We start from the raw sequence: 20,227 nt of genomic DNA, 5'->3' as shown, positions 1-20,227 counted from the left end.
GTCCCGGTCGCGCTCGTCGCGGCCGCCGCGGTAACCACCGGAACGGTCGTCCCGGCCACCGCGGTAGCCGCCGCCACCCTGCCGGTCGTCACGGAACGAGCGGCGCGGGCCGCGGTCGTCATCGCGGCGCGGACCACGGTCATCGCGGCCACCGCGGAAACCACCGCGGTCGTCATCACGGCGCGGGCCACGGTCATCGCGACGGTCGTCACGGCGGAAGCCGCCACGGTCGTCGTCACGACGGGGACCACGATCGTCGTCACGACGGAAGGAGGGACGCTCGTCGCGGCGCGGGCCGCGGTCGTCACGACGGTCGTCGCGGCGGAAGCCGCCGCGCTCGTCGTCACGGCGCGGGCCACGGTCGTCACGGCGGGGACCACGGTCGTCGTCACGACGGAAGGACGGACGCTCGTCACGGCGCTCATCGCGGCCGCCGCGGAAACCACCGCGGTCGTCATCGCGGCGCGGGCCACGGTCGTCACGACGGTCATCGCGACGGAAGGACGGACGGTCGTCACGACGGAAACCGCCACGGTCGTCGTCACGGCGCGGGCCACGGTCGTCACGGCGGGGACCCCGGTCGTCATCGCGACGGAAGGACGGACGGTCATCGCGACGGAAACCGCCACGGTCGTCGTCACGGCGCGGAGCACGGTCGTCGCGGGGGAAGGACGGACGGTCGTCACGGCCGCCACGGAAACCACCGCGGGGACGGTCGGAGCCACCACGGTCGTCGCGGCGCGGGCCGCGGTCGTCATCACGACGGAAGGACGGACGGTCATCGCGACGGAAGCCACCGCGGTCGTCGTCACGGCGCGGAGCACGGTCGTCACGACGGAAAGAGGGGCGGTCGTCACGGCGCTCGTCACGGCCGCCGCGGAAACCGCCGCGGTCGTCATCGCGACGGGGGCCGCGGTCGTCACGACGGTCATCGCGACGGAAGGACGGACGGTCGTCGCGGCGACCGAAGCCACCGCCGGCCGGGCGTCCGCCACGGTCGTCGTCACGGCGCGGGCCGCGGTCGTCATCGCGGCGCGGGCCACGGTCGTCGCGGCCGCCGCGGAAGCCACCGCGGTCGTCGTCGCGGCGGAAAGAGGGGCGGTCGTCGCGGCGACCGAAGCCACCGCCGGCGGGGCGCCCGCCACGGTCGTCGCGGCGGGGGCCGCCACGCCGGTCGTCGCCGCGGTCGTCACGCCGGTACGCCGGTCGGTCGTCGCGGCGGGAACCGCCGCGGTCGCCACCCGAACGATCGTCGGGGTAGTTGGTGGGCATCGACGTGACTCCTGTCTTCGGGTACCGCAGTCATTCTCGCGCAACCGGACGGCCGGCGCGCTTCGGCAGAAATACAAAAAAGGACCCTTGGTCCCAGCGTGAACGCTGGGACCAAGGGTCCTTGAAAAATTGTTCGGCGGCGTCCTACTCTCCCACACGGTCCCCCATGCAGTACCATCGGCGCTGAAAGGCTTAGCTTCCGGGTTCGAAATGTAACCGGGCGTTTCCCTAACGCTATGACCACCGAAACACTATGAAGTTACGAGCGAACAAGCACACTCTTCAATTAAGTGGTTCTGCTCGAACCAGCAACTGTTCGTTGCTTCAGAACTAACACAGTGGACGCGAGCAACTGAGGACAAGCCCTCGGCCTATTAGTACCAGTCAGCTCCAACCGTTACCGGTCTTCCACACCTGGCCTATCAACCCAGTCGTCTACTGGGAGCCTTACCCCATCAAGTGGGTGGGAGTCCTCATCTCGAAGCAGGCTTCCCGCTTAGATGCTTTCAGCGGTTATCCCTCCCGAACGTAGCCAACCAGCCATGCCCTTGGCAGGACAACTGGCACACCAGAGGTTCGTCCGTCCCGGTCCTCTCGTACTAGGGACAGCCCTTCTCAAGACTCCTACGCGCGCAGCGGATAGGGACCGAACTGTCTCACGACGTTCTAAACCCAGCTCGCGTACCGCTTTAATGGGCGAACAGCCCAACCCTTGGGACCGACTCCAGCCCCAGGATGCGACGAGCCGACATCGAGGTGCCAAACCATCCCGTCGATATGGACTCTTGGGGAAGATCAGCCTGTTATCCCCGGGGTACCTTTTATCCGTTGAGCGACGGCGCTTCCACAAGCCACCGCCGGATCACTAGTCCCGACTTTCGTCCCTGCTCGACCCGTCGGTCTCACAGTCAAGCTCCCTTGTGCACTTACACTCAACACCTGATTGCCAACCAGGCTGAGGGAACCTTTGGGCGCCTCCGTTACTCTTTAGGAGGCAACCGCCCCAGTTAAACTACCCACCAGACACTGTCCCTGATCCGGATCACGGACCGAGGTTAGACATCCAGCACGACCAGAGTGGTATTTCAACGACGACTCCACCATGGCTGGCGCCACGGCTTCACAGTCTCCCACCTATCCTACACAAGCCGAACCGAACACCAATATCAAGCTATAGTAAAGGTCCCGGGGTCTTTCCGTCCTGCTGCGCGAAACGAGCATCTTTACTCGTAGTGCAATTTCACCGGGCCTATGGTTGAGACAGTCGAGAAGTCGTTACGCCATTCGTGCAGGTCGGAACTTACCCGACAAGGAATTTCGCTACCTTAGGATGGTTATAGTTACCACCGCCGTTTACTGGCGCTTAAGTTCTCAGCTTCGCCCCACCGAAATGGAGCTAACCGGTCCCCTTAACGTTCCAGCACCGGGCAGGCGTCAGTCCGTATACATCGCCTTACGGCTTCGCACGGACCTGTGTTTTTAGTAAACAGTCGCTTCTCGCTGGTCTCTGCGGCCACCCCCAGCTCAGGAAGTAAATTCCATCACCGGAAATGGCCCCCCTTCTCCCGAAGTTACGGGGGCATTTTGCCGAGTTCCTTAACCATAGTTCACCCGAACGCCTCGGTATTCTCTACCTGACCACCTGAGTCGGTTTAGGGTACGGGCCGCCATGAAACTCGCTAGAGGCTTTTCTCGACAGCATAGGATCATCCACTTCACCACAATCGGCTCGGCATCAGGTCTCAGCCTTAACGTGTGACGGATTTGCCTACCACACGGCCTACACCCTTACCCCGGGACAACCACCGCCCGGGCTGGACTACCTTCCTGCGTCACCCCATCGCTTACCTACTACAAGTCTGGGTCGTCGGCTCCACCACTTTCCCTCACCCGAAGGATCCGGAACGGCTTCACGGACTTAGCATCGCCTGATTCGATATTGGGCGTTTCAAAGCGGGTACCGGAATATCAACCGGTTGTCCATCGACTACGCCTGTCGGCCTCGCCTTAGGTCCCGACTTACCCTGGGCAGATCAGCTTGACCCAGGAACCCTTAGTCAATCGGCGCACACGTTTCCCACGTGTGTATCGCTACTCATGCCTGCATTCTCACTCGTGAACCGTCCACAACTCGCTTCCGCGGCTGCTTCACCCGGCACACGACGCTCCCCTACCCATCCCAGCGGGCGTTGGCCCTCATGCTGAAATGACACGACTTCGGCGGTACGCTTGAGCCCCGCTACATTGTCGGCGCGGAATCACTTGACCAGTGAGCTATTACGCACTCTTTCAAGGGTGGCTGCTTCTAAGCCAACCTCCTGGTTGTCTCTGCGACTCCACATCCTTTCCCACTTAGCGTACGCTTAGGGGCCTTAGTCGATGCTCTGGGCTGTTTCCCTCTCGACCATGGAGCTTATCCCCCACAGTCTCACTGCCGCGCTCTCACTTACCGGCATTCGGAGTTTGGCTAAGGTCAGTAACCCGGTAGGGCCCATCGCCTATCCAGTGCTCTACCTCCGGCAAGAAACACACGACGCTGCACCTAAATGCATTTCGGGGAGAACCAGCTATCACGGAGTTTGATTGGCCTTTCACCCCTAACCACAGGTCATCCCCCAGGTTTTCAACCCTGGTGGGTTCGGTCCTCCACGAAGTCTTACCTCCGCTTCAACCTGCCCATGGCTAGATCACTCCGCTTCGGGTCTTGGGCGCGCTACTCAATCGCCCTATTCGGACTCGCTTTCGCTACGGCTTCCCCACACGGGTTAACCTCGCAACACACCGCAAACTCGCAGGCTCATTCTTCAAAAGGCACGCAGTCACGACGCACCGAGCAAGCTCGATGCGCGACGCTCCCACGGCTTGTAGGCACACGGTTTCAGGTACTATTTCACTCCGCTCCCGCGGTACTTTTCACCATTCCCTCACGGTACTATCCGCTATCGGTCACCAGGGAATATTTAGGCTTAACGGGTGGTCCCGCCAGATTCACACGGGATTTCTCGGGCCCCGTGCTACTTGGGTGTCTCTTAAACGAGCCGTTGATGTTTCAGCTACGGGGGTCTTACCCTCTACGCCGGACCTTTCGCATGTCCTTCGCCTACACCAACGGTTTCTGACTCGTCTCACAGCCGGCAGACTATGAAAAAGAGATCCCACAACCCCGTATACGCAACCCCTGCCGGGTATCACACGCATACGGTTTGGCCTCATCCGGTTTCGCTCGCCACTACTCCCGGAATCACGGTTGTTTTCTCTTCCTGCGGGTACTGAGATGTTTCACTTCCCCGCGTTCCCTCCACACTGCCTATGTGTTCAGCAGCGGGTGACAGCCCATGACGACTGCCGGGTTTCCCCATTCGGACACCCCCGGATCAAAGCTTGGTTGACAGCTCCCCGGGGCCTATCGTGGCCTCCCACGTCCTTCATCGGTTCCTGGTGCCAAGGCATCCACCGTGCGCCCTTAAAAACTTGGCCACAGATGCTCGCGTCCACTGTGCAGTTCTCAAGCAACGACCAGCCACCCATCACCCACCACGCAAGCGCAGCAGTTCACTGGGGCCGGCATCGCGAAGGTCGGACCGAAGTCCGTACCCTCAGATACCCAACAGCGTGCCCGGCCCAGCCTCTCAGGATTCACGTTCCACGCCGAAGCAGTACTAGTGATCCCTCACGACTGTGCCGAATAGTCAACGTTCCACCCATGAGCAACCGTGCGAGTCATTCGCTCGCAGTCGGCCATATGCTCCTTAGAAAGGAGGTGATCCAGCCGCACCTTCCGGTACGGCTACCTTGTTACGACTTCGTCCCAATCGCCAGTCCCACCTTCGACGGCTCCCTCCACAAGGGTTGGGCCACCGGCTTCGGGTGTTACCGACTTTCGTGACGTGACGGGCGGTGTGTACAAGGCCCGGGAACGTATTCACCGCAGCAATGCTGATCTGCGATTACTAGCAACTCCAACTTCATGGGGTCGAGTTGCAGACCCCAATCCGAACTGAGACCGGCTTTTTGAGATTCGCTCCACCTCGCGGTATCGCAGCTCATTGTACCGGCCATTGTAGCACGTGTGCAGCCCAAGACATAAGGGGCATGATGACTTGACGTCGTCCCCACCTTCCTCCGAGTTGACCCCGGCAGTCTCCTGTGAGTCCCCATCACCCCGAAGGGCATGCTGGCAACACAGGACAAGGGTTGCGCTCGTTGCGGGACTTAACCCAACATCTCACGACACGAGCTGACGACAGCCATGCACCACCTGTACACCGACCACAAGGGGGCACCTATCTCTAGGTGTTTCCGGTGTATGTCAAGCCTTGGTAAGGTTCTTCGCGTTGCGTCGAATTAAGCCACATGCTCCGCTGCTTGTGCGGGCCCCCGTCAATTCCTTTGAGTTTTAGCCTTGCGGCCGTACTCCCCAGGCGGGGAACTTAATGCGTTAGCTGCGGCACGGACGACGTGGAATGTCGCCCACACCTAGTTCCCAACGTTTACGGCGTGGACTACCAGGGTATCTAATCCTGTTCGCTCCCCACGCTTTCGCTCCTCAGCGTCAGTATCGGCCCAGAGATCCGCCTTCGCCACCGGTGTTCCTCCTGATATCTGCGCATTTCACCGCTACACCAGGAATTCCGATCTCCCCTACCGAACTCTAGCCTGCCCGTATCGAATGCAGACCCGGGGTTAAGCCCCGGGCTTTCACATCCGACGTGACAAGCCGCCTACGAGCTCTTTACGCCCAATAATTCCGGACAACGCTTGCGCCCTACGTATTACCGCGGCTGCTGGCACGTAGTTAGCCGGCGCTTCTTCTGCAGGTACCGTCACTTTCGCTTCTTCCCTGCTGAAAGAGGTTTACAACCCGAAGGCCGTCATCCCTCACGCGGCGTCGCTGCATCAGGCTTTCGCCCATTGTGCAATATTCCCCACTGCTGCCTCCCGTAGGAGTCTGGGCCGTGTCTCAGTCCCAGTGTGGCCGGTCGCCCTCTCAGGCCGGCTACCCGTCGTCGCCTTGGTAGGCCATTACCCCACCAACAAGCTGATAGGCCGCGGGCTCATCCTGCACCGCCGGAGCTTTCCACCCACCGAGATGCCTCGGCAGGTCGTATCCGGTATTAGACCCCGTTTCCAGGGCTTGTCCCAGAGTGCAGGGCAGATTGCCCACGTGTTACTCACCCGTTCGCCACTAATCCACCCCGAAGGGCTTCATCGTTCGACTTGCATGTGTTAAGCACGCCGCCAGCGTTCGTCCTGAGCCAGGATCAAACTCTCCGTGAATGTTTACCGGTAATCCGGTTAGCACCACGAGAGCGGAACGACCAGGAGGAATAATCCCGGTCGTTCACAGCGTCCTCGCTGTGTTGCCTGCTCGCTCCCGAAGGACCGGCAGGACTTTCAAAGGAACCGCGTCCCGGTCAGAGATGACCGAGGACGGGGTATTTTATAGTCTGGCGTTGACTTTTGGCACGCTGTTGAGTTCTCAAGGAACGGACGCTTCCTTTGTACTCACCCTCTCGGGCTTTCCTCCGGGCGCTTCCCTTCGGTATTTCGTGTTCCGACTCTATCAGATCGTTTTCCGTGCCGTTCCCGGCTCGAATTCGTTTTCCGATCCCCTGTCGGCGGGGTGTTCACTACTTTAGCGGCTCTTCCCGTTGGCTCCTAATCGAGCCGATCGTCGTCATATTTTCGGCACAGCAAAATATGACCCCGATCCGGGGTGACCTCGTAGTAGTGATTGTGCCGCCCACCGGTCCGTGCACACGGCACGTCCGTCTCAAGCGGCTCGGGCTACGTTAGAGCCTCGGCGTCCGGGAGTCAAGCACCGGCCGGTCGCCCCGTCTTGCCGGGCCCTTCCTTGCCGCGTCCCCCTCGGTGCCGCGGAACGTGTGCGCGGTACGGGCTGACCGTTGGGTCGCCGTCCGCCCAGAAGCGCCAGGGGTGGGTGGCCCCCTCGCCGCCCACGCCCGTGCGCGGGCCGTTGCGGATCCGGTCCGGGGATACGGGGTGGCCTGCGAGGACGGCGAGCGGGGTGCCGGGGCCTGCGCAGACGTCCGTGCCGTTCAGGCTGCGGTCGACACTCAGTGCCGTGGCCAGGCGGGCGGGACCCTGCGCCAGCTCCCGGTCCTTGCGTGCCTTGGGGCGGCGTTCCCGGGCCAGGTCCTGCCCCTTGATCACTTCGCCCGCCCTGAGGAGGACGCCGCTCGCGGTGCCCTCCTCCCCGCAGACGAGGTTGAGGCTGAACCACATGCCGTAGATGAAGTAGACATACGCGTGCCCCGGCGGTCCGAACATCGAGGCATTGCGCTCGGTCCGGCCGCGGTAGGCGTGGGAGCCGGGGTCCGCTTCGCCCGCGTATGCCTCGACCTCCGTGATGCGGACTTCGATCGGTCCGTCCGGGGTCGTACGGACGAGGGTCCGGCCCAGCAGCTCGGGGGCGACCTCGAGCACGGGACGGTCGAAGAAGTCGCGGGCGATTGGCATACGGTCAGGCGCGGCGATCATGCCGATCGAGCGTAACGGACAAGAACGGAAGGGCTCGCTCCGAATCAGTGGGGGCGCGGGTCCGGTAAGGAGAGGTCGCGGTCATGGGGTTCAAGAAGCTGCTGGCGAGCCTGGGCGCCGGGGGTGCCTCGGTGGAGACGGTGCTGTTCGAGGAGAACGTCGTCCCCGGCGGCATCGTCCAGGGCGAGGTGCGGATCCAGGGCGGTTCCGTCGCGCAGGAGATCCAGGCCCTGTCCATCGGGCTGCAGGCCCGGGTGGAGGTCGAGGGCGACGACAGCGAGTACAAGCAGGACGTGGAGTTCACCCGCATGCAGCTGGGCGGGGCGTTCGAGGTGCAGGCCGGGGCGGTGCACTCGGTGCCGTTCGGGCTGGAGATCCCGTGGGAGACGCCGGTCACCACTTTCCTGGGGCGGCACCTGACGGGCATGGACGTCGGGGTCACGACGCACCTGGCGATCGCCCGCGCCGTGGACTCCGGCGACCTCGATCCGGTGAATGTGCACCCGCTGCCGGCGCAGCAGGCGATCCTGGACGCGTTCGGGCAGCTCGGCTTCGCCTTCAAGGCCGCGGACCTGGAGCGCGGCCGGATCCGGGGGACGCGCCAGCAGCTGCCCTTCTATCAGGAGATCGAGTTCCGCGCCCCGGCGCAGTACCGGGGGCTGAACGAGGTCGAGCTGTCGTTCGTCGCGGACGACCGCGAGATGGACGTCGTGCTGGAGATGGACAAGAAGCCGGGGCTGTTCTCCGAGGGCAGCGACACCTACCGGTCGTTCACGGTCGACCTGCACGCGTACGGGCAGACGGACTGGGCGGCGTACCTCAACCAGTGGCTGGCGGAGGTCGGCGGCCGGCGCAACTGGCTCTGACGGTCAAGTCCGGACCGGCCGTAGCCCTCACTGCCCGCCTCTCACCGCCCACCTCTCACCAGCCACCTCCCGGGGTCACCCCAGCAGCACCGCCAGCGGTGTCTCCGCCTCGGCCCAGTAGTCGACGGCGTCGCCGAAGACAGCCTCCGCCGTGCGGGCGTCCTTCGGCGACGCCTTGCGGAAGGCCGTCCACTCCTCGGCGAGGACCAGGTAGCCGCGGGCCTTGCCTTCCTCTCGCCACCACGAGAGGTCGGTGAGGCAGTCGGCGAGGGCGTCCCAGTTGCGGCCGAACCACTCGGGGAACTCCAGGTCGGTGGCGCACCGCTCGAGGAAGGCCGTCTTGGTGGTGACCCCGCCGAGGTGCAGGGTGGCCCCGCGCCAGTCGGCCTCGGCGGCGAGCGACACGACACGGGGGGTGGTGTCGGTGGGCGGCAGCCGGTAGACGCCGGGCGGGGTCGTGCCGAGGAGGAGTCCGGTGAGTCCGGGGGCGGGCAGCAGGTCGGTCATGGCTGTACCACCGCTTCGAAGGTCTGGTAGTGGTCGCTGGTGTAGTAGCGCTCGGCGTGGCTGCCGGTGATGATGCGGCGGGCACCGCGGTTGCGGGCGCCGGGCGTGGGGACGGTGTACTCGTGGTAGTAGCCGCGGGTCTGTTTCGGCAGCCGGTTCTCGTAGTTGCCGAAGACGGTGCCGTCCTTGTCGTACGGGAAGGGTCCGCCCTTGTCGATAAGGTCGAGGGTCTTGCGGGCCTCGGGCGGCAGCTTCTCCCGCGGGACGGTCTTCATGCCGTGCGCCCACGAGGGTGCGGGCGGTGCGGCGGTCGAGGCGCCGCCGCCCCCGCCCTTCTTGCCGCTGCCGCCGTCGGAGGAGGAGCAGCCGGGCAGAAGGAGCAGGGGGAGGGCGGCGAGGAGGACGGTCAGGGTGCGCAGGGCGCGGCCTGCCGGTCGTCCGATGGGGCCAAACTGTCGAAGCACGCTTCGTATGGTCTCAGCCGCAGCCCCTGAGGGCTCGTTAGGCTGGCGTCTTCAGTGTTCCGCAGCATTCCCGCGCGTTATCAGGAGGCGCAGAGGTGTCCAAGCAGAAGCGACGGCCGCTCCCCCACGATTTCCATCCGCCGGTGCCCTCGTTCGCGGTGGCGAGCGACGATCTGACGGATGGTGGGACGCTCGGCCGGGATCAGGTCCACAGCGGTGGGAACGTCTCTCCGCAGTTGCGCTGGGAGGGCTTCCCCGCGGACACGAAGAGCTTCGCGGTGACGTGCTACGACCCGGACGCGCCGACGGGCAGCGGGTTCTGGCACTGGGTGCTGTTCGACATCCCGGCCTCGGTGACGGAGCTCCCGGCGGGTGCGGGCAGCGCGGACATGAAGGGGCTTCCGGCGGGCGCGGTGCACGCGCGCAACGACTACGGCACGCGGGACTTCGGTGGTGCCGCTCCGCCGCCGGGCGACGGGTCGCACCGCTACGTGTTCACGGTGTACGCGGTGGACCAGGAGAAGCTCGGTCCGGACGCGGACGCCTCGCCGGCGGTGGTGGGCTTCCACCTGCGGTTCCATGCGCTGGGACGGGCCCAGCTGATCGGCGAGTACGAGGCGCCGGCCGCGGGCTGAGGCTCCTGCGCGGGCCCGTCGCGCGTGCTGCGCGGGCCCGTCCGGCATGGTGCGACCGGAAATTCCGTTGCGCCCCGCCGCCCTTGAATCGCACAGTGGTGCATGGCTGACGGCCCCGCATGGCCGTCGGGCAGTGGACACCGCAGTGGCGGGGGCGGCGGGGCGCAGTTGCGTCCGCGGTCTGCCGGAGCCGGGCTGCGTGCCGGGCGACCGCGTCCGCTGCCGTACGCTCCGGGCCCGTGTTCGTTACGGGGGAAGGGCCCGGAGCGTTGCCCCCCTTCTTCAGCCCCGTCCTCTCCCCTGCCCGCTTCACGACCTCCACCTTCAACTCCCTTTCGCAGCGCTGAAATTGCGTTGTCCGCTGCGCAACCACCCCGGCACAGTTGAGCCACCTCGCCGCTGGGGCGGGGGTGATCCGGGAGGTGGCCGGGATGCGGGAGACGCTGGTCCTCAATGCGAGCTTCGAGCCGCTGGCGACGGTGTCGCTGCGGCGTGCGGTGGTGCTCGTTCTGCAGGGCAAGGCCGTGGTCGAGCAGGCTCGCCCGGGGCTCCGGGTGCGGGGCACCGCGATCGACGTACCCGCACCGCAGGTGATCAGGCTCTGCCGGTACGTCCGGGTGCCGTTCCGAAGACGGGCGCCCTGGTCGCGGAGGGGGGTGCTGGTGCGGGACAGGCACCGGTGCGCGTACTGCGGGCGGCGGGCCACGACCGTGGACCACGTCGTGCCCCGGTCGCGCGGCGGCGAGGACAGCTGGCTGAATACGGTCGCGGCCTGCGCGGAGGACAACCACCGCAAGGCGGACCGGACGCCGGAGCAGGCGGGGATGCCGCTGCTGAGCCTGCCGTTCGAGCCCACTCCGGCGGAGTCGCTGCTGCTGGCGACGGGGGCGTACGGCGCCCCCGTCCGGCGCGGCTCGGCGGCCTAGCGCAGCAGCATCTGCACGATGGCCACGACGCCCACGGCGACGATGACGCCGCGCAGCGCCGTGGGCGAGAGGCGGCGGCCCACCTTGGCGCCTATCTGCCCGCCGAGGGTGGAGCCGGCGGCGACGAGCAGGGCGGCGGTCCAGTCGACGTCGGCTACGCAGACGAAGAAGAGCGCGGCGACGCCGTTGACGATGACGGCCAGGAGGTTCTTGAGGGCGTTGATGCGCTGGAGGTCGTCGCGCAGGAGCAGGCCCATGAGGGAGAGGTAGAGAACCCCTTGGGCCGCGCCGAAGTAGCCGCCGTAGGCGCTGGCCAGGAGCAGGCCGACGAGGAGGGCGGGGCCGCCGTCGGTGCGCTCGTCCTCGGTGCCGTTGCGTTCGCGTCGGCGGGCCAGGGCCTTGGCGAGCCGGGGCTGGAGGACGACGAGGACCAGGGCGATGCCGATGAGGGCGGGCACGATGGCGTCGAACGCCTTCGAGGGCAGGGCGAGCAGCAGGACGGCTCCGGCGAGGCCGCCGACGAGGGCGGTGAGGCCGAGGCGGACGGCGCGGGCGCGCTGGCCGCGGAGTTCGCGCCGGTAGCCGAGGGTGCCGCTGATGTTGCCGGTGACCAGGCCGATGGTGTTGGAGACGTTGGCGGTCACCGGCGGCAGGCCGACGGCGAGGAGCACCGGGAAGGTGAACAGGGTGCCGGAGCCGACGATGGTGTTGATGGTGCCCGCGCCGATGCCGGCGGCGAAGACCGCGAGTGCTTCCCAGATGGACAAGGCCATCTCCTTCATGATCAGGGTGTCGCCTCCCCGCCGTGGAAGGTCGAGGGGCCTTGCTGATCATGCAGGAGAGGGTGGCCGTCAGTCGATGCCGGGCTGCTCGCGGCGCGGAGGCTCCTTGGGGGACCGGGGGGACTTGGGCGCGCCGCCCATGGGGCCGAGGTTGCCGACGGCGCCGCTCAGGCCCTTGAGGGCGTCGCCGATCTCGCTGGGCACGATCCAGAGCTTGTTGGCGTCGCCTTCGGCGATCTTCGGGAGCATCTGGAGGTACTGGTAGGCGAGGAGCTTCTCGTCGGCGTCTCCGGCGTGGATGGACTCGAAGACCGTACGGATGGCCTGGGCCTCGCCCTCGGCGCGCAGGGCCGCGGCCCGGGCCTCGCCCTCGGCGCGCAGGATCGCGGACTGCTTCTCGCCCTCGGCGGTGAGGATCTGCGACTGGCGGATGCCCTCGGCGGTGAGGATGGCGGCGCGCTTGTCACGGTCGGCGCGCATCTGCTTCTCCATCGAGTCCTGGATGGAGGTCGGGGGCTCGATGGCCTTGAGCTCGACGCGGTTGACGCGGATGCCCCACTTGCCGGTGGCCTCGTCGAGGACGCCGCGGAGGGCGGCGTTGATCTCCTCGCGGGAGGTCAGGGTCCGCTCCAGGTCCATGCCGCCGATGATGTTGCGCAGGGTGGTGACGGTGAGCTGCTCGATGGCCTGGATGAAGCTGGAGACCTCGTAGGTGGCGGCGCGGGCGTCGGTCACCTGGTAGTAGATGACGGTGTCGATGTTGACGACCAGGTTGTCCTGGGTGATCACCGGCTGCGGGGGGAACGGCACGACCTGCTCGCGCAGGTCGATGCGGTTGCGGATGGAGTCGATGAAGGGGACGACGATGTTCAGGCCGGCGTTGAGGGTGCGGGTGTAGCGGCCGAAGCGCTCCACGATGGCGGCGCTGGCCTGCGGAATGACCTGCACCGTCTTCATGAGGGCGATGAAGACGAGCACCACCAAGATGATCAGGACGATGATGATCGGTTCCATCGGGGCTCCCCGTGCCTCTGGTCGTTGATCGGGTGGACCGGGTTGATCCAGTTCGAGTCTTTCAGAACGCGGTGCCGCCGTGCAGGCGTTGACTGCACTTCACGGACATCGCTTCCACGGACGTCGCTTCGCCGACAGCGCTTTCATGGACGCCGCGTCACATCACAATGGCCGTGGCGCCCTCGATCTCGACGACGTCGACGTGCTCGCCGGCCTCGAAGGTGCGCTCGGAGTCGAGGGCCCGGGCCGACCAGATCTCACCGGCGAGCTTGATCCGGCCGCCGCTGCCGTCGACCCGCTCCAGGACGACGGCCTGCCGTCCCTTGAGGGCCTCCACGCCGCTCGCCAGCTCGGGCCGCTGGGCGCGGTGCCGCATGGCGACCGGGCGCACGACGGCGATGAGGGCGACCGAGACGGCGGCGAAGACGACGAACTGCGCCACGGTGCCCGCACCGAGCGCATTGGTCACGGCGGCGGCGACGGCGCCGAGAGCGAGCATGCCGAACTCGGGCATCGCGGTCACCACCAGCGGGATGCCCAGTCCGACGGCGGCCACCAGCCACCACACCCATGTGTCCACATGGTCATGGTAGGCGCGGTGACCGCCCCCGGGACAGGGTGCCCGGGAAGCCGGGCGCCCTGGTTTCGGGTCAGGAGAGCGGCAGGCCCTGGGCCGTCCAGCGGTCGCCCCTGCGCTCGACGACCAGCGGGAGGCCGAAGCAGTGGGAGAGGTTGCGGGAGGTGAGCTCCAGCTCGACGGGGCCGGCGGCCAGCACCTTGCCCTGACGGATCATCAGGACGTGGGTGAAGCCCGCGGGGATCTCCTCGACGTGGTGCGTGACCATGATCATCGAGGGGGCGAGCGGGTCGCGGGCGAGCCGGCCGAGGCGGCGCACGAGGTCCTCGCGGCCGCCGAGGTCGAGACCCGCGGCGGGCTCGTCGAGGAGCAGCAGCTCGGGGTCGGTCATCATCGCGCGGGCGATGAGGGTGCGCTTGCGCTCGCCCTCGGAGAGGGTGCCGAACTTGCGGTCCAGCAGGTCCGTCATGCCGAGGACGTCGAGGAAGGCGCGGGCGCGCTGCTCGTCGACCTCCTCGTAGCTCTCCTGCCAGGTGGCCGTCATGCCGTAGGCGGCGGTGAGGACCGTCTCCAGGACGGTCTGGCTGCGCGGCAGCTTGTCGGCGAGGGCGATGCCCGCCACGCCGATGCGCGGGCGCAGCTCGAAGACGTCGACCGCGCCGAGCTTCTCGCCCAGGACCTTGACCGTGCCCGTGGTCGGGAAGAGGTAGCTGGAGGCGACATTCAGGAGGGTGGTCTTGCCGGCGCCGTTGGGGCCGAGGATGACCCAGCGCTCCCCCTCCTTGACCGACCAGGAGACCTGGTCCACCAGAGCCCGGCCCTCGCGGACCACGGATACGTCCACCAGTTCCAGCACTTCGCTCATGAGCGCGTTGTCTCCCATTGCAGTCTCGTCGTCGCGGCGCCGGTAAGCGCAGCCCCCAGGGAAAACCTACGCCACCCGCCGGGGACACCAGTCCTTAGGCTGGTGGCCATGCTCGATGAACATCGCTCAGGGCGGCTCACTGCGTGGGGAAATGCCCTCATTGCCGGGTTTGCCGCACCTGATGACGCCGCGCACCACATCACCGGGGATGACGCCGTCCACCGCGTCGTGGGCCTTCCCGGTGAATCCGGCCCCGTGGGCCTGACGCTCGCCCTCGGCCGGCTGCGGGCGCTCGGGGCCACGGGACTGCGCCTCGCCCTGCCCGCCCCCGGCCATCCGCTGGGCCTCAGCGGCCCGCCGGAGTTCAATGCCCGCGCTCTGGAGGCCGGGGAGGCGGTCGTCGCCACGGGAGCCGCGCTGGGGCTCGTGCCGGAGGTGTACGAGGCCGGGCCGGAGGGCGACGTGCACGTCGAGGTCGTCTGGCACTGCCTGCCCGTACGGGACGCGCCGCCGGCGGACGTGCCCTCGCTCGGGGAGGCCGAACGGGAGCTCGCGGAGGCCCTGCGGGAGGCCACGGAGGTGCTCACGCGGCTGGACGTGGCGGGGTCCGGGCCGGTGGCGCAGGCAGCACTGGAGGCGTACCGGGCGCGGGCGGAGCGCGGGCGCGAGGTGCTGGCACCGGGGTATCCGCCGCGGGCCGTGCGCGTGCTGGAGCTGGCGCAGCGCGTGGGGGCGCTGATCGCGATCGCCCACGAGCCGGGGGACGGCGGCGGCCGCGAGCACGGGGCCGCGGTGAGCGCGTCGGAGATAGCGGCGCGGGCGCTGGCGCTGCGGCCGGTGGAGCGGACGGCCCGGCGGGCCCAGGTGGCCGCGTACAACGCGATCGTCGAGGAGCGGGCCCGCAAGCGGCACTGAGGCCGTGACCGCCCGGTCGTGCAGGCAGGGCGGAAGGCGCGGGAAGGCCCCGCGGACCCAGAGGTCCGCGGGGCCTTCCCGTTGCGCCGGTACGGGTCAGTGGTGCCCGTTGTGGCCACCCCAGTGGCCGTTGTGACCGTTGTGGCCGTCGTGACCGTTGTGGCCGTCGTGCCGGTCGTGGCCGTTCCAGTGACCGCCGTCGTGACCGTGCTTGTCGTGGTGACCGCGGTGCTCGTGGTAGCTGCGGTGCTCGTCCCAGCCGCTGCTGGCGTTGACGCAGGTGTTCCCGAAGGTCGGGTTCAGCAGGCCGATCAGGATGTCGATGGTGTTGCCGCAGACGTTCAGCGGCACCTGCACCGGCACCTGGATGACGTTGCCGGAGACGACGCCCGGCGAGCCCTTGGCGACGCCGTTGGCGATGGCGCCACCCGGGTGGTGGCGGTGCTGGTGCACCTGGCGGTCACTGTGGTCGTGGCGATCACCACGGTCGTGAGCGGACGCGACGCCCACAGTGGAACCGACGGCGAGCCCCGTGACCGCCAGGGCGAGAGCGGCTTTCTTGGCACTGTTCATGGTGAGGGTCTTCCTTCTGCTGACGTTCTCGGCGGCCCCAGCCGCGGGGTCGCGTAGTGATGAACGCCAGCGCACCGCCGACGGCACGGCCATCGGCGGTGTTGCCCTCGTTCGGACGATTGCTCGCCCACGCCTGCCCGGGCTATGCAGGGCGCGCCGGGCAGGCGGGATGCACCGGTATTACTTGTTGACGCAGAGGTTGCCGGCGGCGGGGTTGAGAACGCCGACGATGCTGATGGTGTTGCCGCAGAGGTTCGCGCCGACCTTCACCGGAACCTGGACGACGTTGCCGGAGGCGACACCCGGGGAGTTCTTCGCCGTGCCGTCGGCCTGGGCGTGCGCAGAGGCGGCACCGGCACCGGCGAGGGCGAGACCGCCGGCGGCGATGGTGATGACTGCGGCCTTCTTCATGTTCTTCACTCTTCTTATGACCTTCCTAGGGCGTTGCCACGGCCAGCCGCCGCGGTACGCCATGGAGAACGGGCCGCGGCCATTCGGGTTGCGGGGCCGGGGCGACCACCACACGGTCGTATGAATCTCTGATCAGAACGCGACGTTCCGCTTTGCCGCGGGCCCGTGCCGGTCAGGCTCCGATCCCATGTCGGACGGCCCACAGCGCCGCCTGCGTCCGGTCGGCGAGATCCAGCTTCATCAGAATGTTCGACACGTGGGTCTTGACGGTCTTCTCCGAGAGCACCAGCGCGCGGGCGATCTCCCGGTTCGAACGGCCGTCCGCGATCAGCGCCAGCACCTCCCGCTCCCGCTCGGTCAGCGCGTTGCCCCGCCCCTGGCCCACGCCCCCGGCCTCCTCCTGCGACAGCAGCGCCCCCGCCACCTCGGGCTGCAGCAGGACGTGACCCGCGTGCACCGAGCGGATCGCGCCCGCCAGGGCGTCGGGGTCCACGTCCTTGTAGACGTAGCCCGCCGCCCCCGCGCGCAGGGCCGGGATGACCGTGCGCTGCTCGGTGAAGCTGGTGACGATCAGCACCCGGGCGGGGTTCTCCAGCTCCCGCAGCCGGCGCAGCGCCTCGATCCCGTCGGTCCCGGGCATCTTCACGTCCATGAGGACGACGTCCGGGCGCAGCTCCTCCGTACGCTCGACGCCCTCCGCGCCGTCCGCCGCCTCCCCCACCACCTCGATGTCGTCCTGGACCTCCAGGAAGGTGCGCAGGCCCCTGCGGACCACCTGGTGGTCGTCCACCAGCACCACGCGAATCACGCCTTCAGCCACCGGGCACCTCCATCTCGATCGCGGTGCCCATCCCGGGCTCCGAGGTAACGGTCAGACTGCCGCCGACGCCGCTGGCGCGGTCCCGCATCGACACGAGGCCGAGGTGGCGCCCGGCCCGGCGGACGGCCTCGGGCTCGAAGCCGCAGCCGTCGTCGGCGACGCACAGCGCCGCGCCCTGGCCCGCGCGGGTGAGGGTGACCTGGACGCGGCCCGCTCCGGAGTGGCGCAGGGCGTTGTGCAGGGCCTCCTGGGCCACGCGCAGCAGGGCCTCCTCCTGGGCGGCCGGGAGGGCCCGTACGCCGTGGGAGGCGAAGGTGACCTTGGCGCTGTGGGCCCGGTCGAGGACCTGGACCTGGGTGCGCAGGGTCGCGACGAGGCCGTCCTCGTCCAGCCCTGCGGGCCGCAGCTCCACGACCGCGGCCCGCAGCTCGTCGGTTGCCTCCGCGGCGAGCCGTGCGGCCTCGTGGAGCTCCTCCTTGGCCCGGGCGGGGTCGCGGTCGACGAGCGCGGCGGCGGCCTGGGCGGTCAGCCGCAGCGAGAAGAGCTTCTGGGCGACGGCGTCGTGCAGCTCGTGGGAGAGGCGGGCGCGCTCCTCGGCGATGGTCAGCTCGCGGCTGCGCTCGTAGAGGCGGGCGTTGGTGAGGGCTATGGCCGCGTGCTGGGCGAGCACGCTCAGCAGCTCCTCGTCCTCCGCGGTGAAGCCGCAGGTGCGGCCGGCCTCCTCGAGGCCGCAGGGCGGCTCGCCGGGGCGGGCGGGGCGCTTCTTGTTCGCGAGGAAGAGCGCGCCGAGGACCTCGTCGCCGTCCGCGACCGGCATGCCGATGAAATCGCGCATGTCGGGGTGGGCGGCGGGCCAGCCGCCGAAGCGGGGGTCCGAGCGGACGTCGGCGAGGCGCTCGGGGGTCGCGTGCTGGATCATCGCGGCGAGGACGCCGTGCTGGCGGGGCAAAGGGCCGATGGCCTTCCACTGCTCGTCGCTGACCCCGTCGACGACGAACTGGGCGAAGCCGCCGTGGTCGTCCGGGACGCCGAGGGCCGCGTACCGGGCGTCCAGCAGCTCCCGGGCGGAGACGACGATCGTCTTCAGGACGTCGTGCACCTGCAGGTGTCTGCTCATGGCGAGGAGTGCGGTGCTCACGGCGGTGAGGCCGGAGCGGGGGCCATTGGTCATGGCTTTACGGTAGCGAGGCCCGCGGGGCCGGGGATCAGGCCGGCGGTGGCCGGGCCTGGGTCGTTCGGCTTAGGCCCGTGGTCGGGTGGCTGCCCGCCCTCCCGTGGGCATGTACTTGCCATGTCTATACCAACCCAGTGGACACCCACCCACGGTGAGCCCTACCGGCCCGTGCCCTACCGGCCCCGGCGGATGCCCGTCCAGGAGTCCCTCGCCCGCGCCGCCGAGCTGCGCGAGCGGATGGACGGGCGGCGGACGGTGCGGCAGTTCTCCGCCGATCCGGTGCCGGACCAGGTGGTCCGGGACGCCATCGCGTGCGCGGCCACCGCGCCCTCCGGGGCGCACCAGCAGCCGTGGACCTTCGTCCTGGTGAAGGACCCCGGGGTGCGGCGGCGCATCCGTGCCGCCGCGGAGGAGGAGGAACAGCTCTCGTACGCGGGCCGGCTGGGCGAGGAGTGGCTGGCGGCCCTGCGGCCGCTGGGCACGGACGAGGTCAAGCCGCACCTGACGGACGCGCCCGCGCTGATCGTGGTCTTCCAGCAGCGGTACTGGCTCGGCGAGGACGGGGAGAAGCGCAAGCACTACTACGTGGACGAGTCGGTCGGCATCGCGGTCGGGATGCTGCTGTCCGCGCTGCACCTGTCGGGGCTCGCCGCCCTGGTGCACACGCCGAGCCCGATGCGTTTCCTGTCCGAGGCGCTGGGCCGTCCGGTGAACGAGAAGGCGTTCGCGGTGATCCCCGTCGGCTATCCGTCGGACGACTGCCGGGTGCCGGACCTGGTGCGCAAGAGCCTCGATCAGGTGCTGGTGGAGGTCTGAGCCCAGAACGGGAACGCTGTGTGCGGAACCGGTCGCACCGGGCGACGGGAGCGCTCGCCCGGTGTGACCCCGCACATAGGACGCACGTCACCTACGACCTTGCCTAGTGGGCGCATAAAACCGGCGTAAGCGGGTGGCAGGGGCCCTTTTGACCTTCCCTTTGCCCCTCCCCGCAGCACCCTCGGCAACGAAGCCGGGTAGTACGTCACGCCTTTGCCACAGCATTTTGCGGCCGCTAAGAATTCTCCCGTCGCACGGCGCCGTCGATCGAGACGCGGCGCTCATTCGCGCCGCTCCGGGCCACTGCGACTTCGTGCGATCGGAAGGTTCCCCTCAGCATGCGCTCCCCCATCTCTGGTTATAGCCGCCTGTCCAAGGTCCAGAAGTTCTCCGCCGCCGGCATCGCCGCTGCGGGCGTCGCCGCTCTGACGTTCGCCGCGATACCGGGCTCCGCCGACGCGGAGAAGCAGCCCATCGCCGTCAAGCCCGTCGCGTGGAGCGCGGAGGCCTTCGGCCACCAGGAGCAGCAGGAGCAGCTCACCAAGCAGGCCGACAACGCCGCCAAGCAGGCGCAGGCCCAGGCCGAGGCCAAGAAGAAGGCCGACGCCGAGGCCGCCGCCAAGGCGAAGGCCGACAAGGAGCGCGCCGAGAAGGAGGCCGCGAGCCGTTCCCAGGAGCGCAAGCCGGTCCAGGCCGCGCCCGCCGCGCCGGCCCCGAAGACCTACGCCGACAACCTCGACGGCTGGATCAAGGAAGCCCTCGACGTCATGAAGGCCAAGGGCATCCCGGGCTCCTACAACGGCATCCACCGCAACATCATGCGGGAGTCGACCGGCAACCCGAAGGCCATCAACCTCTGGGACTCCAACGCCGCCAAGGGCATCCCCTCCAAGGGCCTGCTCCAGGTGATCGACCCGACCTTCAAGGCGTACCACGTCGAGGGCACCTCCTGGGACATCTACGACCCGGTCGCCAACATCACCGCCGCGTGCAACTACGCGTGGAAGGTCTACGGCTCCATGGACAACGTGAACTCCGCCTACTAAGGCCGAGAGCGCGGACAGCGACATACGCCGAAGGGCGGCACCCGGCGCGGGTGCCGCCCTTCG

At 67.9% G+C, this 20,227-nt stretch carries 17 protein-coding genes, 3 rRNA genes and 1 pseudogene; 6 read left to right on the top strand and 15 right to left on the bottom strand.

The features are described from left to right. Positions 1–3: 3 nt before the first annotated feature. The 5 genes and pseudogenes from AS857_RS40070 to AS857_RS22165 form a co-directional block, all read right to left on the bottom strand. Positions 4–1,272, bottom strand: a pseudogene (locus tag AS857_RS40070) (hypothetical protein); the annotation flags it as partial. 131 nt (positions 1,273–1,403) lie between these two features. After that, positions 1,404–1,520, bottom strand: a 5S ribosomal RNA gene (gene rrf / locus AS857_RS22185). A 106-nt stretch (positions 1,521–1,626) separates the two neighbouring features. Then, a 23S ribosomal RNA gene (locus tag AS857_RS22180) occupies positions 1,627–4,749 on the bottom strand. Positions 4,750–5,025: 276 nt separating this feature from the next. Continuing rightward, positions 5,026–6,549, bottom strand: a 16S ribosomal RNA gene (locus tag AS857_RS22175). Together the 16S, 23S and 5S rRNA genes form the textbook arrangement of a ribosomal RNA operon. A 537-nt stretch (positions 6,550–7,086) precedes the next feature. Beyond that, a complete protein-coding gene (locus AS857_RS22165) occupies positions 7,087–7,773 on the bottom strand; it encodes a DNA-3-methyladenine glycosylase (protein WP_058045029.1) in 687 nt (228 codons plus the stop codon). An 83-nt stretch (positions 7,774–7,856) separates the two neighbouring features. Between AS857_RS22165 and AS857_RS22160 the strand changes: the two genes are divergently transcribed. After that, on the top strand, positions 7,857–8,639 hold the full coding sequence (locus AS857_RS22160; protein ID WP_058045028.1) for a sporulation protein: 783 nt from the start codon (positions 7,857–7,859) through the stop codon (positions 8,637–8,639). Between the two features lie 75 nt (positions 8,640–8,714). Here AS857_RS22160 and AS857_RS22155 read toward each other — a convergent pair whose 3' ends face one another. Together AS857_RS22155 and AS857_RS40470 are read right to left on the bottom strand one after the other, a co-directional pair. Then, positions 8,715–9,146 (bottom strand): barstar family protein, encoded by a 432-nt coding sequence (locus AS857_RS22155; protein WP_058045027.1) that lies wholly within the window; start codon positions 9,144–9,146, stop codon positions 8,715–8,717. Further along, entirely contained in the window at positions 9,143–9,610 is a 468-nt protein-coding gene (locus AS857_RS40470) for a guanyl-specific ribonuclease (RefSeq protein ID WP_245700413.1), read from the bottom strand. Before AS857_RS40470 ends, AS857_RS22155 begins: the two co-directional genes overlap by 4 nt. Positions 9,611–9,705: 95 nt before the next feature. Between AS857_RS40470 and AS857_RS22145 the strand changes: the two genes are divergently transcribed. Continuing rightward, positions 9,706–10,245: a YbhB/YbcL family Raf kinase inhibitor-like protein gene (locus AS857_RS22145; protein ID WP_058045026.1), complete on the top strand. Its 540-nt coding sequence runs from the start codon at positions 9,706–9,708 to the stop codon at positions 10,243–10,245. A 431-nt stretch (positions 10,246–10,676) separates the two neighbouring features. Beyond that, positions 10,677–11,171, top strand: coding sequence for an HNH endonuclease (locus AS857_RS22140; protein WP_058045025.1), 495 nt, complete (start codon positions 10,677–10,679; stop codon positions 11,169–11,171). Here the strand turns inward: AS857_RS22140 and AS857_RS22135 are convergent. The 4 genes from AS857_RS22135 to AS857_RS22120 form a co-directional block, all read right to left on the bottom strand. Then, complete coding sequence (locus AS857_RS22135; protein ID WP_058046978.1) at positions 11,168–11,944, bottom strand: sulfite exporter TauE/SafE family protein; 777 nt, start codon at positions 11,942–11,944, stop codon at positions 11,168–11,170. The two genes, AS857_RS22140 and AS857_RS22135, sit on opposite strands and share 4 nt — an antisense overlap. 78 nt (positions 11,945–12,022) lie before the next feature. Next, positions 12,023–12,967, bottom strand: a complete 945-nt coding sequence (locus AS857_RS22130) for an SPFH domain-containing protein (RefSeq protein WP_058045024.1) — start codon at positions 12,965–12,967, stop codon at positions 12,023–12,025. Positions 12,968–13,124: 157 nt separating this feature from the next. Beyond that, the gene (locus tag AS857_RS22125) at positions 13,125–13,547 is read right to left on the bottom strand and encodes an NfeD family protein (RefSeq protein WP_107105644.1); all 423 of its coding nucleotides are present in this window, start codon (positions 13,545–13,547) and stop codon (positions 13,125–13,127) included. Between the two features lie 70 nt (positions 13,548–13,617). Next, complete coding sequence (locus AS857_RS22120; protein WP_058045023.1) at positions 13,618–14,427, bottom strand: ABC transporter ATP-binding protein; 810 nt, start codon at positions 14,425–14,427, stop codon at positions 13,618–13,620. Positions 14,428–14,517: 90 nt separating this feature from the next. Here AS857_RS22120 and AS857_RS22115 point away from each other — a divergent pair, with 90 nt between their 5' ends. Further along, entirely contained in the window at positions 14,518–15,324 is an 807-nt protein-coding gene (locus tag AS857_RS22115; protein WP_058046976.1) for a hypothetical protein, read from the top strand. A 96-nt stretch (positions 15,325–15,420) separates the two neighbouring features. On the opposite strand, the gene AS857_RS42125 is transcribed toward AS857_RS22115, so the two are convergent. The 4 genes from AS857_RS42125 to AS857_RS22095 all read right to left on the bottom strand — a co-directional run bounded on the left by AS857_RS42125 (position 15,421) and on the right by AS857_RS22095 (position 18,299). Then, complete coding sequence (locus AS857_RS42125) at positions 15,421–15,897, bottom strand: chaplin family protein (protein WP_063804343.1); 477 nt, start codon at positions 15,895–15,897, stop codon at positions 15,421–15,423. 180 nt (positions 15,898–16,077) lie between these two features. Further along, entirely contained in the window at positions 16,078–16,317 is a 240-nt protein-coding gene (locus AS857_RS22105) for a chaplin (protein WP_058045022.1), read from the bottom strand. A 163-nt stretch (positions 16,318–16,480) separates the two neighbouring features. After that, positions 16,481–17,128: a response regulator gene (locus tag AS857_RS22100; RefSeq protein WP_058045021.1), complete on the bottom strand. Its 648-nt coding sequence runs from the start codon at positions 17,126–17,128 to the stop codon at positions 16,481–16,483. Continuing rightward, positions 17,121–18,299 carry a GAF domain-containing sensor histidine kinase gene (locus AS857_RS22095; protein WP_058045020.1) on the bottom strand — a complete coding sequence of 393 codons (1,179 nt, stop codon included), beginning with the start codon at positions 18,297–18,299 and terminating at the stop codon, positions 17,121–17,123. The genes AS857_RS22100 and AS857_RS22095 overlap by 8 nt, the downstream gene beginning before the upstream one ends. A gap of 120 nt (positions 18,300–18,419) precedes the next feature. On the opposite strand from AS857_RS22095, the gene AS857_RS22090 reads away from it, so the two are divergent. Together AS857_RS22090 and AS857_RS22085 are read left to right on the top strand one after the other, a co-directional pair. Continuing rightward, the gene (locus tag AS857_RS22090) at positions 18,420–19,118 is read left to right on the top strand and encodes a nitroreductase family protein (RefSeq protein WP_173864793.1); all 699 of its coding nucleotides are present in this window, start codon (positions 18,420–18,422) and stop codon (positions 19,116–19,118) included. Between the two features lie 338 nt (positions 19,119–19,456). Beyond that, positions 19,457–20,164, top strand: coding sequence for a transglycosylase SLT domain-containing protein (locus tag AS857_RS22085; protein ID WP_058045018.1), 708 nt, complete (start codon positions 19,457–19,459; stop codon positions 20,162–20,164). The last annotated feature ends 63 nt before the right edge of the window (positions 20,165–20,227 follow it).

It is taken from the genome of Streptomyces roseifaciens (genome assembly GCF_001445655.1).
GTDB classification, from domain to species: domain Bacteria; phylum Actinomycetota; class Actinomycetes; order Streptomycetales; family Streptomycetaceae; genus Streptomyces; species Streptomyces aureoversilis.
Note: the sequence above shows the minus strand (reverse complement) of the source record. Positions and strands in the feature narration are given on the sequence as shown.

Bases quoted from the DNA above. Each gene is read 5' to 3' on its own strand.
- AS857_RS22165 (WP_058045029.1), bottom strand. From the start codon at position 7,773: ATGATCGCCGCGCCTGACCGTATGCCAATCGCCCGCGACTTCTTCGAC.
- AS857_RS22160 (WP_058045028.1), top strand. From the start codon at position 7,857: ATGGGGTTCAAGAAGCTGCTGGCGAGCCTGGGCGCCGGGGGTGCCTCG.
- AS857_RS22155 (WP_058045027.1), bottom strand. From the start codon at position 9,146: ATGACCGACCTGCTGCCCGCCCCCGGACTCACCGGACTCCTCCTCGGC.
- AS857_RS22140 (WP_058045025.1), top strand. From the start codon at position 10,677: ATGCGGGAGACGCTGGTCCTCAATGCGAGCTTCGAGCCGCTGGCGACG.
- AS857_RS22135 (WP_058046978.1), bottom strand. From the start codon at position 11,944: ATGGCCTTGTCCATCTGGGAAGCACTCGCGGTCTTCGCCGCCGGCATC.
- AS857_RS22130 (WP_058045024.1), bottom strand. From the start codon at position 12,967: ATGGAACCGATCATCATCGTCCTGATCATCTTGGTGGTGCTCGTCTTC.
- AS857_RS22120 (WP_058045023.1), bottom strand. From the start codon at position 14,427: ATGGGAGACAACGCGCTCATGAGCGAAGTGCTGGAACTGGTGGACGTA.
- AS857_RS22115 (WP_058046976.1), top strand. From the start codon at position 14,518: ATGCTCGATGAACATCGCTCAGGGCGGCTCACTGCGTGGGGAAATGCC.
- AS857_RS42125 (WP_063804343.1), bottom strand. From the start codon at position 15,897: ATGAACAGTGCCAAGAAAGCCGCTCTCGCCCTGGCGGTCACGGGGCTC.
- AS857_RS22095 (WP_058045020.1), bottom strand. From the start codon at position 18,299: ATGACCAATGGCCCCCGCTCCGGCCTCACCGCCGTGAGCACCGCACTC.
- AS857_RS22090 (WP_173864793.1), top strand. From the start codon at position 18,420: ATGTCTATACCAACCCAGTGGACACCCACCCACGGTGAGCCCTACCGG.
- AS857_RS22085 (WP_058045018.1), top strand. From the start codon at position 19,457: ATGCGCTCCCCCATCTCTGGTTATAGCCGCCTGTCCAAGGTCCAGAAG.